A 13,265-nucleotide genomic window follows, 5' to 3' on the forward strand; every position below is an offset into this window, starting at 1 on the left:
CGGGCATCATGCCTGGCCCGCGCGGCGTGGAGCGTGGCGCGGGCCCCGGCTTGGCCCTACGGTGAGCCTGTGCCTCGTTCTCCGCTCGCGCTCGCCGCCCTGGCGTCCGTCGCCGTGCCCGGGCTCGACGTGTACGACGTGCTGCGCAGCCCGCACACCGACGCCGACTTCGAGGTGGTGGTGGTCAAGGACTCGACGGGCAAGCGCTGGCTGGTCCGCGCCCCCAAGCGCGCCGCCGCCGGCGCCGCCCTCGAGGCCGAGAAGGGCCTGCTGGGCGCGCTCGGGCGGGCCAAGGAGGCCGGCATCGTGTCCTTCGAGGTGCCGCACCCCGTGGGCGCCGCGGAGCTGCCCGACGACACGGGCCGCGCGATCGTCTACACGGAGGTCCCCGGCGCCCCGCTCATGCTCGCCGCGCTGCAGCCCGGACCCGGCCTTGCCGCGACCGTCGGCCGTGCGCTGGCCGAGGTGCACGAGCTCCCGGTCACGGTGATCGAGGACCAGGGCCTGCCCGCCTACTCCGCCGAGGAGTACCGCGAGCGGCGCCTCGCCGAGCTCGACGCCGGCATCCAGACCGGCAAGGTGCCGCCGCGCCTCGCGGACCGGTGGGAGCACCAGCTCGAGAACGTGTCCTGGTGGAGGTTCGACCCGACCGTGGTGCACGGCGACATGGGCGAGCACCAGGTGTACGTGGCCGACGGCTCCGTGTCGGGGATAGTCGACTGGATGGATGCGCGCGTCGCGGATCCCGCCGACGACCTCGCGTGGCTGGTCGCCGCCGCGCCCGACGACGTGCTCGACTCGGTGGTCGAGGCGTACCACGGCCGCCGGCGCGAGATCCGCGACCCGCACCTGCTGGACCGCGCGCGGCTCGCGTCCGAGATGGCGCTGATGCGCTGGCTCATGTACGGCGTACGCACCGACAACCCCGACGTGGTCGCGGACGGCGAGGGCATGCTCGCCGACCTCGAGGCCATGCTGTTCGACGAGGACGAGCAGGCCCCCTAGCCGGCGGGTGGCGCGAGCAGCGCCTCGATCTCCGCGCGCGTGAGCAGCCGCTCCGGCCGCACCGTCGCCTGGTCGCGGACGTAGTGGAACGCGGCGTCGACGTCCTCGAGCGGCACGCCCGTCCACTCGGCCCACGCGAGGCGGTACACCGCGAGCTGGACCTCGCGCGCCGCCCGCTCCTCCGCCGCGCGGGGCGCGGATCCGGACTTCCAGTCGACCACCGTGACGCGGTCCAGCCCCGCCCCGGCGGGGAACACGGCGTCGATGCGGGAGCGGATGGTCACGCCCGCGAGGGGCAGCTCGACGTCGACCTCGATGTGGCTGGGCACGCGGCCGGCCCATTCGGACCGGGCGAAGGCGTCCTTGAGCGCCTCGAGGTCAGTCTCGTCCTCCCCCGGGCCGAGGTCGTCGAGCGACAGCAGCGGGACGTGCCCGTACTGCGCCTCGATCCACGCGTGCAGCAGGCTGCCGCGCCGCGCGGCGGGGGTGGGCTCGGCGGGCAGAGGCCGGCGCAGCTGCGCGGTGAACGCCTCGCGGTCGCGGCGCAGCGACACCAGACCCGAGGTCGACAGGTGCGCCGGCAGGGCGACGTCGCCGACGCCCCGCTCGCGTGACCGGCGCTCCTCGAGCATCGCGGCGATCTCGCGGCCGAGCGGGAGCCGCTCCCACGCCGCGTCGGCCGGGTCCTCGCCGGCCTCCGCGCCGGCCGCCATGGCCCCGCGGACCTGGGCGGCGAGCTCGCGCCGCGCGAGCTGCGCCGAGGTCGGGGCGGGCGGCCATGCTGCGGTGACGGGCGTGACCTCGACCACGGAGCCGTCCTCGGGACGCGGCGCCCAGCCCGCGTCGGACAGCATGCCGCCCTCCACGAGCTCGCGCAGGTAGCACGAGGGCGTGCGCATGGTCGCGCCGCCCACGCGCCACGAGGCGGACAGCAGCACATGCGAGCGGGCGCGGGTCACGGCCACGTAGAACAGCCGCCGTTCCTCGGCGACGCGGTGGAGACCGCATCGCTTCTCGAAGTCCTCGAGCGAGTCCCCAAGCGTGCCGTGGTCGACGGCGCCGCGCCAGTCCCACCCGGGGAGGTCGGCGTGGTCGAGGCGGAGCTCGTAGGGCAGCTCGAGGTTGCGTCCGCGCCAACCCGCGTCCGTGTAGTACGGCCGCCGCGAGGACGGCTCCCCGACGGACGGGAAGTGGCCGTCGACCAGGCCGGGCACGGCGACCACGTCCCACTCGAGGCCCTTGGCGGCGTGGACGGTGAGCACCTGGACCGCGCCGGGCTCGGGCTCCTTGACGGGCAGCTCGAGCCCGCCCTCCTCGCTGCGCGCGGCCTCGAGCCACGCGAGGAACGCGCCGAGCGTCGCGCGCTCCGCGCCCGCGGCGAACTGCCGTGCGGCGTCCACGAACGCGTCGACGTTGCGGGCGGCGCGGCCGTCAGGGCGCGCGACCGCGGCCTCGATGTCGAGCCCCCACGCGCGCTCCGCGGCGAGGACCAGCTCGGGCAGCGAGAGGTACGTGCGGGTGCGGATCGCGTCGACGGCGCGCTGGAGGCGGACGATGCGCCCGTGGGCCACGGCGCCGAGCGACCGGCCGTCGCGGGAGACCCAGCCGGCGGGCGGCGGGGTCGCGAGGGCGTCGACGAGGCTGGGTTCGGAGTCGCGGGCGTCGCGCGGCCCGGCGAGCTCGCGCGCCCAGTCCTGCAGCGCGGCGAGGTCCCGGATGCCCAGCGCGACGCGCTCCGAGGTGAGCAGGCGCATGGCGGAGTCGCCACGCGAAGGGTCGTGCGCGATCTCGAGGAGCGCGACCAGGTCCGACACCTCGGGGGTGTCGACCAGCCCGCCGAGGCCGACCACCTCGTAGTCGACCCCCGCGCGCACGAGCGCCTCGACCATGGCGGCGAACTGCGCGCGGCGTCGGCACAGGATCGCGGCGGTGGGAAGGTCGGGGCCGGTGCGCAGCTCGGACCGCCGCGCCTGGAGGTAGGCGACCACGGCGTCGGACTCCTGGACGTGGTCCTCGGTGACGAGGCCGTCGACGCCCGGCGCGCGCCGCGCCGGCTCGAGCTCCCCGAGGAAGGCGGCGCGCGATCGCAGCGGGCGGACGTCGACCCGCGAGGCCTCCCGCAGCGGCGCCGCGGCCGCGTTCGCGACGTCGAGGACCGCGCCCTCGTTGCGCCACGAGACGGACAGGCTGCGCTGCGCCACGTCGCGGCCGTGCGCGAACTCGTCGACGAACAAGGGCAGCGCGCTCTCGGACGCTCCACGGAAGCCGTAGATCGCCTGGTTCGGGTCGCCGACCGCCATGACGTGGTGGTCGGAGCCGAACAGCCGCGCGAACAGCCGCAGCTGCCCCGGGGAGGTGTCCTGGAACTCGTCGAGCAGGATCGCGCGGTAGCGGCCGCGCTCGACCGCCTGCACGGGCTCGAGGCGCGACAGCTCGGCGGCGAACGCGACCTGGTCCGCGAAGTCGAGCTGCGACGCGTCGCGCTTGCGCCGCTGGAACTCCTCGACGAGACCGGACACCGCGACGAGGGTCCGCAGCTTCGCCACGCGCTTGGCGTGGTCGTTGGGCGTGCCGGTGCGGGTGGTGAGGGGCCCCGGCGCGCGGTCGCCGGCGTTCTTGGGCAGCTCCTCGAGCCGGGTGAGCGCCTCGCGCGCCCAGTCGCGTAGCGCCTCGGGCGCGACGTCGTGGTCGCGCAGCTGGCCCGCGAGGCGCGCGATGGATGCGGTGACCGCGCTGACCGCCGCATCGGTGTCGAGCGGCGCCGTCCACGAGGTCACCACGTCCGAGGCGAGCTGCCACAGCGCGGCCGCGGTGAGGGTGGTGGCGTCGGGGTCGATGCCGAGCCTCAGCCCGTGCTCGGCGACCAGCTGGGCGGAGTACGCGTTGTACGTCGAGACGGACGCGGGCGGGCGCGCCGGGTCCTCGCCGAACGCGGCGGCGATGCGCGACTCCGCGCGCTCGGCGATCTCCGCCGCCGCCTTGCGCGTGAACGTGAGGCAGAGGATCTCGTCGGGGCTGATCGCTGTGCCGAACAGCTCCTGCGCGTGGTCGAGCAGGTAGACGATGCGCAGCGACAGCGTCTCCGTCTTGCCCGAGCCCGCGCCGGCGACCACCAGCATCGGGTCGAGGCCGGCGCCGATCACGTCCCCCTGCTCGGGCGTGGGCGCCCGGCCGGTGACCAGCCTCACCAGGTCCTCGGTGGCGCGCGCCTGTCCGCGCACCAGGCCCTCGTCGGGGAGCTCCGCCTCGCTCATCCGTCCGTCACCTGCCTTCCGCTGGGCCACGCCGGGCACGACCGCCGCACGGGGCAGGAGGGGCAGCGGTCGTTGGTGATGGCCGTGAACGTCGCCTGCGCCATGGTGTCGACCGCCTCGGTCAGCCGCGCGGTCTCGCGCTCGACGTCGATGGCCGGCTGGGCGCGCTCGCTCGCGCCCTGCGTCGCGCCGCCGACGAACACGAGCGCCGCGCCGTCCGCCCGGTCGACGCCGTCGAACCCGCCGCGATCGGCGGCGAGCTGGTACATCGCGAGCTGCGCGTGCTCCTCGGCGTCCTTCTTGGACACCGCCTGGCCCGTCTTGAGGTCGACGATCCGTGCGGTGCCGTCGCTCACCTCGACCCTGTCCGCGCTGCCGGCCACCACCGCGCGGCCGATCTGCACGGAGAACGGCTGCTCGACGCGCACCTCCCCCGCGCGCACGGAGGCGACGTATCCGGCGAGGCGGCGGATCATGGCGTCCGCACGGTCCTTGAGCACGCGGTCGGGCCAGGTCTCGGTGCCCGCGATGGCCGGCCAGCGCTCGTCGAGCGCCGCCGCCAGCTCCGCGTGCGTGCCGCGGGGGAACGCCGCCGCGACCTCGTGGACCAGGGTGCCGAGGCTCTGCTTCTCGGAGGCCGCGGCGGTGCCGCCCGCCGTCTCGAGCGCCCATCGGAGCGGGCAGGTCTCGAGCGCCTCGAGGCGCGACGGCGACACCCGCACCGGAGCCTCGGGCTCCCACATCGCGACGTCGGACGAGGGGACGGGGACGCCGTGCCAGTCCTCGGGGTCGGCGCCGGCCACCCCCATCGCGGCGAGCCGGGCGAGCAGCTCGACGTGGGCGCCGCGCGCCTCCCCCTCCGCCTGCACCGCGCCCGCGCGCACCGCGGCCACCGCGGACCTCAGGTCCGTCACCCGCGGCGTCGCGTCCGCGCGCACGGCATCGACGCCGGCCGCCGCGGCCGCCCACGCGAGGAACCGCGACGGGCGCTCGTCCTCGCCGTCCACGCACGTGAGCACCAGCCGGGAGCGGGCGCGGGAGACCGCGACCGCGAACGCACGGGTCTCGTCGTCCACCACCGCGCGGCGCGCCGCACGCGCCCAGGCGGCACGCGCGCGTGGCTCGAGCGGGACCGCGTCCGCGCGTCCCGCGATGATCTCCGCCAGCTGGTGCGCGCCGAGCACCGCGTCGCGCAGCCGCGTGTCGGGCCACGCGCCCTCCTCGAGGCCGGCGACCACCGCGAGCTCCCATTCGCGGCCCGCGGCCGATGCGGGGGTGCAGAACGCGACCGCGTCCTCGACCCGGGCGCGGGCCCCCAGCGTGTCCGCCGCGAAGTCCTGGCCCTCGAGGTGCTCGACGAACGAGCCGACGGACGCCGACGGCATGCGCTCGACGTAGATGGCCGCGGCGCGCATGAGCGCGATCACCGCGTCCAGGTCCGCGTCGTCACGCGCGGACCCGGCGAGCGCGGCCGCGCGCCAGTCGTCGGCGACGCCCAGCGCGTCCCACACCGCCCACGCGACGGTCGCTGCCGTGCCGCCGTCGCGCGCCGCGGCGGTGCCGGCGACCAGGGCGCGAGAGGCGCGCTCGGCGAGCCGCGCCTCGGGCGTGCCGACGGTGGCCCAGCGCTCCGGCGAAGCGATCGCCTCGATCAGCAGATCCGCAGACCCGCGTGCTCCCCCGCCGCGCCGCTCCTCCTTCACGAGCGCCCGGCGCAGCCGGCGCATCGCGACCGGGTCGATGCCGACGATCCGCGAGCCCAGCAGCTCGACAACCTCGGCCTCCTCCCACGGCGCGTCCTCCTCGCGGGCGAGCGCGGCGGCGCGGCGCATGAGCGTGAGCAGCGGCGCGACGGCCGGCTCCGCGTGCAGGGCCGTGCCGTCGCCGAGCGTCTCGCAGGGGATGTCGGAGGCGGCGAGGTCCGCGCGGATCTCTCGCAGGCGCGCGCTCGAGCGCGCGATCACCACCATGTCCCCCCACGCCACCTCCGGGCCGTCCAGGCCGTGGCGCGCCCGCCGCAGCGCCTGCCCGATCGCGCGCGAGTGCGCGTGACGGTGGCCCGCGACCAGGATCGCGACGCCGCGGACGCCCTGGTCCGGAACGGCCGCCGGCACCGGCACCCGGGCGGACCCGATCCCCGAGGTGCCGATGCGGCTCACCGCCGCACCCGTCACCGCGGCGAGCGCCCCCGCCTGCCGATGCCCGCCACCCAGCCGCATCACGGTCGCGCCGAAGCCTCCCGCGGACGGCGCGGCCGTCGCGTTCGCGAGCACCGCAGGCACCGCGCCGCGGTAGCCCTGGACCGCCTGGTCCGCGTTGCCCAGCAGCACCACCCGCGCGCCCGCACCCGCGAGCGCGCGCAGCAGGTCGATGCCCGCCTGGGTGAGGTCCTGAGCGTCGTCCACGACCACGAGCGACCACGCCGGCGGCTCTCCCGGCGCGTCCCAGTCCGCGAGCACGTCCGCCGCCTGCGCGACCACCACGGCGGGGTCGAAGCGCGCGCCCTGGTCCGGGGTCACGGAGCGCCAGCCCAGGATCGCGTCGTACTCCTCCATCACCGCCGCGGCGGCCTTCCACTCGGGGCGGTCCGTCGCGTCGCCGAGCGCGGCGAGGTCCCCCGGCGCGAGCCCGGCCTCGCTCGCGCGCATGAGCAGGTCGCGCAGCTCCGCGCGGAAGCCGGCGAGCCCCGTGGCCTCGAGCGGCACGGCGCCGCCCCAGTCGGGCACGGACCCGAGCCCGGCGCGGTGGCCCTCGAGCAGCTCGCGCAGGATCTGGTCCTGCTCCGCGCCGGTCACCAGCACGGGCGGAGGGTCCCCCAGCGCCGTCGCGTGCGCGGTGAGGATCGCGTGCGCCGCCGAGGCGGCGGTGCGCACCACCGGCGCGCCCACCGGGCGGTCGAGGCCCAGCGACACGCGGTCGCGCAGCCGCGCCGCGCCCTCGCGCGTAGCGGACAGCACCAGCAGCCGGTCGGGGTCCATGCCCCGACGCGCGGCCTCGAGCGCGAGCGCCGCGGCGAGCGTGGTCCTGCCCGCACCCGCGGCGCCCACCACCACGAGGTGGCCCGCGTCGCCGCTCCCGCGTGGCGCCAGCGCGCGTTCGACCACCGCCGCCTGCGCCGCGTCCAGGACGGGCAGCGGCGCCGGGACGGCCGCCGGCAGGAGGCGCAGATCGGTCATGCGCTCATCCCACCAGAAGGGTCCGACACCCGGCCGTCCGCCTTGGGCTTACGCGTCGGGGAACGGCCACGGGTTGACCGTGCACGCCTTGGGCATCGACGTCTGGTCGACCATCACGGACGCCTCGCCGGACTTGCAGGTGGCCGCCTCCTCGCCCAGGACGTGGCCCACGCCGTGGTTGAGCAGGTACGCCCGCGCGGCGGTGCGCTTGGCGCCGTAGCGGTCCAGGCCGGCCGTCCAGTCGTAGAGCGACACCGGCACCACCCCCTGCGCGACGCACGTCACCGCCTCCGACGCGTCCGGGCTGGGCGACGCGCCCCGAGCGGCCTCCGCGTCGGTCCCGGCGTGCACGTCGGGGCAGCGCGTGGCGACGGTGGTGGGCGTCGCGAGCACCACGGTGACGTCCGCGGCGCCGTCGGTGAGCACGAACTGCAGGCGTCCCGCCGATCCCCACCCGCGCTCGTCGTTCAGGGTGGTCATCACGAATTCCACCAGCGCCTCGGGATCCACCGTGACCCCGTCCTCGACGTCCACGCGCACCGAGCGCGTCGGACCGTCGGCGGCATCGGGGGACGCGGAGGCCCCCGCGGCGTCCGACGCGGTGGTGAACGTGCCCGCCCCGCTCTCCGGGACGTCGGTGGTCACCACTCCCGCGAGGGCGTCCGCGTCGTCGAGCTCTCGGGTGATCGGCTCGAGCGCGGGCAGCGACACCTCGGGCGTCGCGGACTCGCTGGCGGACGGCGACGCGGTCGCGTCGGAGTCCGCGCTCCAGGCGCGGTACCACTCGGGTACCTGCCCCGTCACCCAGCCGGCGCCGAGCCCCAGCGCGAAGCACGCGACGAACGTGGCGACGGTCACGAGGATGCCGGGAAGGGCGATTCCCCTGCCCGCGAACAGGCCTCCGGACCGCCGAGTCATCGCCCTAGGATAAGGGCAGACATCGGGCAACACGCGCATTGGAGGCGACCGTGGAGATCAGGATCGGCGTGCAGAACGTCTCGCGAGAGATCGCGATCGACACCGACATGACGGCGGACGCGGTGGCCGCCGCGGTGGCCGCGGCGATGGGCGGCGGCACTCTCGACCTCACGGACGCCAAGGGGCGCCGCGTGGTGGTCCCGGGCGCCTCGATCGGCTACGTCGACATCGGCGAGGAGACCAAGCGCCGCGTCGGCTTCGGCGCGTAGCGACCTTCGCGAGAGGCCCCAGGGACGATGCGTTCCCTGGGGCCTTCCGCATGTCCCGGGGGCCTCTGGCGCGGCGCGCGACGGGACGATGCGCCGGTCACCCCGCCCGCGCATCGTCCCTCCCTACCGCCGGGATACGGCATCCCGGTACACTGTGTCCTGACCCGGGGCTGACCGGTCGTCATGTGACACGCGGTACCGCTGAAGACAGCGATGCGCCGCCGAAGAGGATGATTCGCGATCGGCTGCCCGCCACAGGCGCCTTGCGCGTCCCCGAAAATCATCGGAGCACCATGACAGAGACGCACGCCAGCGTGCAGACGCCCGACAAGACGTTCGCCGACTACGCGGTCGACCACCGCATCGTCGAGGCGCTCGCCGACAAGGGCATCACCACCCCGTTCCCCATCCAGGCGATGACCCTCCCGGTCGCGCTCGCCGGCCACGACATCATCGGCCAGGCGAAGACCGGAACCGGCAAGACCCTCGGCTTCGGCATCCCCGCGCTGCAGCGCACCGCCGCCCCCGGCGAGGACGCCTACGAGACCCTCGGCGACGCGCAGGGCAAGCCCCAGGCGCTCATCGTCGCCCCCACCCGCGAGCTCGCGGTCCAGGTCGCGACCGACCTCGAGGCCGCGTCGCGCAAGCGCGCCGTGCGGATCGTGCAGATCTACGGCGGCCGTGCGTACGAGCCGCAGATCGAGGCGCTGCAGAAGGGCGCCGACGTGATCGTCGGCACCCCCGGCCGCATGATCGACCTGCTCAACCAGGGCCACCTGGACCTGCGCTTCATCAAGACCGTGGTGCTCGACGAGGCCGACGAGATGCTCGACCTGGGCTTCCTGCCCGACGTCGAGAAGCTGCTCGCCGCCACCCCGGCGTCGCGCCACACCATGCTGTTCTCGGCCACCATGCCGGGCGCCGTGGTCGCGCTGGCCCGCCGCTACATGACCCAGCCCACGCACATCCGCGCCGCGGACCCCGACGACGACGGCGCCACCGTCAAGGCCATCAAGCAGGTGGTCTACCGGGCGCACGCGCTCGACAAGGTCGAGGTCCTCGCCCGGATGATGCAGGCGAACGGCCGCGGCCTCACCGTGGTGTTCGCGCGCACCAAGCGCACCGCCGCGAAGGTGTCGGACGAGCTGCGCGAGCGCGGCTTCGCCGCCGGCGCCATCCACGGCGACCTGGGCCAGGGCGCTCGCGAGCAGGCGCTGCGTGCGTTCCGCTCGGGCAAGATCGACATCCTGGTCGCCACCGACGTCGCGGCTCGCGGCATCGACGTCGAGGACGTCACGCACGTGGTCAACTACCAGTGCCCCGAGGACGAGAAGACGTACCTCCACCGCATCGGCCGCACCGGCCGCGCGGGCAAGACCGGCACCGCCGTGACCTTCGTGGACTGGGACGACATCCCGCGCTGGTCGCTCATCGACAAGGCGCTGGACCTGGGCTACCCCGAGCCGCAGGAGACGTACTCGACGTCGCCGCACCTGTTCGAGGACCTCGACATCCCCGCGGGCACCAAGGGACGCCTGCCGCGCGACAAGCGCACCCGTGAGGGCCTCGAGGCGGAGACGCTCGAGGACCTGGGCGAGACCGGCAAGCACACCGGCGGCTCCGGCCGCTCGGGTGGCTCGCGCGACGGCGGCCGCGGCGGCGCGCGTTCCGGCTCCGGCGAGCGTTCCGGCTCGGGCGAGGGCCGCTCGCGCGGCGGTCGCAACCGTCGCCGTTCCGGCTCCGGCTCGGGCGAGGGCGCAGGCGAGGGTTCGGCCCCGCGCGAGCCGCGCGCCGAGCGTCCCGCCGGCGAGTCCGCCCCCACCGAGGGCGGCGAGGCGAAGCCGCGTCGCAGCCGCAACCGTCGTCGTCGCCGCTCCGGCGGCGCGGGCGGCGGTGCCGGCGAGGCCGCGCCGCAGGCGCAGCCGGCCGGCGAGTAGTCAGGCATCACGGAGGCCGGGATCCCCAGGGGGGGGTCCCGGCCTTCGCCGTGTCCGGGCGGGGTGCGGTCAGCCGGCGACGCGCGCCGCGCGTCCGTCGAGCGCCACCACGTCGCCCGCATGGAGCTGCCGCCCGCGGCGCACGTCGACCTCACCGTTCACGGTGACGAGCCCGTCCGCGATGACCTCCTTGGCCTCGCCGCCCGTGTCGACCAGGCCCGCGAGCTGGAGGAACTGACCGAGGCGGATCATGTCGCCGGCGATCGAGACGTCGTGGAGCGGAGCGCGTGCAGCCATGGCCCCAAGGATAGGACGAGGCGCCCCCGCTACCCCCGCTGGGCCTCGAGCGCCTCGAACGCCTCCACCGACGTGAGGTTCTCGCCCAGCCGGTTGAGCTTGCCGGTCCCGTGATAGTCCGAGGACCCGGTCCGGATGAGCCCGTGCCGCTCCGCGAGCGCGGACAGGCGCGCGACCGCCTCGGCGTCGTGGTCGCGATGGTCCACCTCGAGCCCCGCCAGCCCCGCCTCGGCGAGCGACGCGATCACCCGGTCCGGCACCACCCGCCCGCGCGCGTGCGCGGCGGGGTGCGCGAACACCGGGACCCCGCCGGCGGCGCGGATCGCGCGCACCGCGTCGTGGACGTCGGGCGCGTAGTGGTGGACGTAGTACGGCGAGCTGTTGTGGAGGACCTCGGCGAACACGTCGTCGCGCCGCGCGAAGTGGCCGCGCGCGACCAGCGCGTCCGCGATGTGCGGCCGCCCGACGGTGGCCGCGTCGCCCGCGTGCGTCACCACGTCCTCCCACTCGAGCGCGTAGTCGACGGAGATCCGCTCGACCATGGTGCGCGCCCGTCCCACGCGCGCCTCCCGGGTGAGGGCGAGGATCTCGGCGAGCGCCGCATCGTCCGGGCGCGGCCACAGCGCGAGCATGTGGATCGACACCCACCGGTCCTTCGCGGACACCTCGATCCCGGGCACGAAACTCAGTCCCAGGCGCTCCGCCTCCGCGGCGGCCTCGCCCCAGCCGTCGACCGCGTCGTGGTCGGTGAGCGCGACCACGTCGAGACCCGCCTCGGCGGCCTCGCGCATCACCTGCGCGGGCGTGCCCGTCCCGTCGGAGACGTTCGAGTGGGTGTGGAGGTCGATGCGCACGCGCCCAGTATCGCCCGCCGGGCCCCGCGCCCGGGCGACGATGCGGCGGGAACCCGGGCGGCGCATCGTCCCGCCGACGCCGTGCGACCATTGCCGGGTGACTGAGAAGGACGAGACCAACAAGGCCCGCACCACCCGCCCGTCGACCCAGGAGTTCAAGGACTTCATGGGCGCGCACTGGGCGCCGCACGAGGACGTCGAGGTGACGCGCATCGCCGCCGCCCCGTACGCGGCCGAGCGCCGCGCGCGGCTGAGCGCGCGCTTCCCCGGCGAGCGGATCGTGGTGCCCGCGGGCGACCTCAAGACCCGCGCCAACGACACCGACTACCGCTTCCGCCCGTCGAGCGACTTCACGTACCTCACGGGCCTCGGGATCGACCACGAGCCCGGCGCGATCCTGGTGTTCGAGCCGCGCGAGGGCTCCGACGAGGGCCACGACGTCACGCTGTACCTGGTGCCGCCGGCCCAGCCCGGCGACGAGGGCTTCTACTCGGACCCGGCCGCGGGCGAGTTCTGGATCGGCCGCCGCCCGGGCCTCGCGGAGTTCGCCGCGATGACCGGCATCGCCACCGAGGCGCTCAAGGACCTGCCCAAGGGCCTGCCGCTCACGAACCAGCCCGCGCAGGCCGTCCGCGAGGCGCTCGCCGAGGCACGGTTCGTCAAGGACGAGTACGAGATCCAGCAGCTCCGCGACGCCGTCAACGCGACCATCGCGGGCTTCGAGCGCGTCATCCCGGAGCTGCCTCGCGCGGTCGCGCACAAGCGCGGCGAGCGCGTGATCGAGGCGACGTTCGACGGCCACGCCCGCGAGGAGGGCAACGCGGTGGGCTACGAGACCATCGCCGCCGCCGGCCCGCACGCGACCACGCTGCACTGGATCACCAACACCGGCCAGGTGCACGAGGGCGACCTGCTGCTCCTCGACGCCGGCGTCGAGGTCGAGAGCCTCTACACCGCCGACATCACCCGCACCTTCCCCATCTCCGGTCAGTACACGGCGACCCAGCGGCGCGTCTACGAGATCGTGCTCGAGGCCGCGGACGCCGCCCTCGAGGTCGCCAGGCCCGGCGCCCGCTTCCTCGACGTGCACCTCGCCGCGATGGAGGTCATCGAGCAGCGCCTCACCGAGTGGGGCATCGCGCCCGCGCAGGAGGACCCCGAGTCCAAGCTGTACCGCCGCTGGATGGTGCACGGCACGTCGCACCACCTGGGCCTCGACGTCCACGACTGCGCGGAGGCCAAGCGTGAGCTCTACCTCGAGGGCGTGCTCGAGCCGGGCATGGTCTTCACCATCGAGCCGGGCCTGTACTTCCAGGAGGGCGACCTGGTCGCGCCCGAGGAGCTGCGCGGCATCGGCGTCCGCATCGAGGACGACATCCTGGTGACCGCCGACGGCGCCGAGAACCTCTCCGCGGCCCTCCCCCGCGACCCCGACGAGGTCGAGGCCTGGATGGCGCGCCTCGCGCGCTGAGCCCTCCGCGTCCCAGCCGGCCGGCGCATCGTCCCTCGCAGGGGGGACGATGCGCCGCTTGCGTTCCCGCCCCGGCCCACCTCG

The 13,265-nt window shown here is 75.6% G+C and carries 9 protein-coding genes; 4 read left to right on the top strand and 5 right to left on the bottom strand.

The genetic code is table 11. The annotated features are described in order from the left end of the window. Positions 1-69 precede the first annotated feature (69 nt). Positions 70-1,005: a phosphotransferase gene (locus AOM05_RS00305; protein ID WP_062518639.1), complete on the top strand. Its 936-nt coding sequence runs from the start codon at positions 70-72 to the stop codon at positions 1,003-1,005. Here the strand turns inward: AOM05_RS00305 and AOM05_RS00310 are convergent. The 3 genes from AOM05_RS00310 to AOM05_RS00320 are packed head-to-tail and all read right to left on the bottom strand — an operon-like array spanning position 1,002 to position 8,353. Beyond that, positions 1,002-4,259 (bottom strand): ATP-dependent helicase, encoded by a 3,258-nt coding sequence (locus AOM05_RS00310; protein ID WP_062518640.1) that lies wholly within the window; start codon positions 4,257-4,259, stop codon positions 1,002-1,004. The genes AOM05_RS00305 and AOM05_RS00310 overlap by 4 nt on opposite strands. After that, positions 4,256-7,435 (bottom strand): UrvD/REP family ATP-dependent DNA helicase, encoded by a 3,180-nt coding sequence (locus AOM05_RS00315; protein WP_062518641.1) that lies wholly within the window; start codon positions 7,433-7,435, stop codon positions 4,256-4,258. Before AOM05_RS00315 ends, AOM05_RS00310 begins: the two co-directional genes overlap by 4 nt. Positions 7,436-7,483: 48 nt before the next feature. After that, complete coding sequence (locus AOM05_RS00320) at positions 7,484-8,353, bottom strand: DUF3152 domain-containing protein (protein WP_062518642.1); 870 nt, start codon at positions 8,351-8,353, stop codon at positions 7,484-7,486. 50 nt (positions 8,354-8,403) lie between these two features. Between AOM05_RS00320 and AOM05_RS00325 the strand changes: the two genes are divergently transcribed. Next, on the top strand, positions 8,404-8,622 hold the full coding sequence (locus AOM05_RS00325) for a DUF3107 domain-containing protein (RefSeq protein WP_062519575.1): 219 nt from the start codon (positions 8,404-8,406) through the stop codon (positions 8,620-8,622). Between the two features lie 230 nt (positions 8,623-8,852). After that, on the top strand, positions 8,853-10,559 hold the full coding sequence (locus AOM05_RS00330; protein WP_082097142.1) for a DEAD/DEAH box helicase: 1,707 nt from the start codon (positions 8,853-8,855) through the stop codon (positions 10,557-10,559). Positions 10,560-10,628: 69 nt separating this feature from the next. On the opposite strand, the gene AOM05_RS00335 is transcribed toward AOM05_RS00330, so the two are convergent. Next, entirely contained in the window at positions 10,629-10,856 is a 228-nt protein-coding gene (locus AOM05_RS00335) for an RNA-binding S4 domain-containing protein (RefSeq protein WP_062518643.1), read from the bottom strand. 29 nt (positions 10,857-10,885) lie between these two features. After that, the gene (locus tag AOM05_RS00340; protein ID WP_062518644.1) at positions 10,886-11,710 is read right to left on the bottom strand and encodes a PHP domain-containing protein; all 825 of its coding nucleotides are present in this window, start codon (positions 11,708-11,710) and stop codon (positions 10,886-10,888) included. 40 nt (positions 11,711-11,750) lie between these two features. Here AOM05_RS00340 and AOM05_RS00345 point away from each other — a divergent pair, with 40 nt between their 5' ends. Next, entirely contained in the window at positions 11,751-13,181 is a 1,431-nt protein-coding gene (locus AOM05_RS00345; RefSeq protein ID WP_062518645.1) for an aminopeptidase P family protein, read from the top strand. Positions 13,182-13,265 lie beyond the last annotated feature (84 nt).

It is taken from the genome of Demequina silvatica, from assembly GCF_000971215.1.
GTDB classification, from domain to species: Bacteria; Actinomycetota; Actinomycetes; order Actinomycetales; family Demequinaceae; genus Demequina; species Demequina silvatica.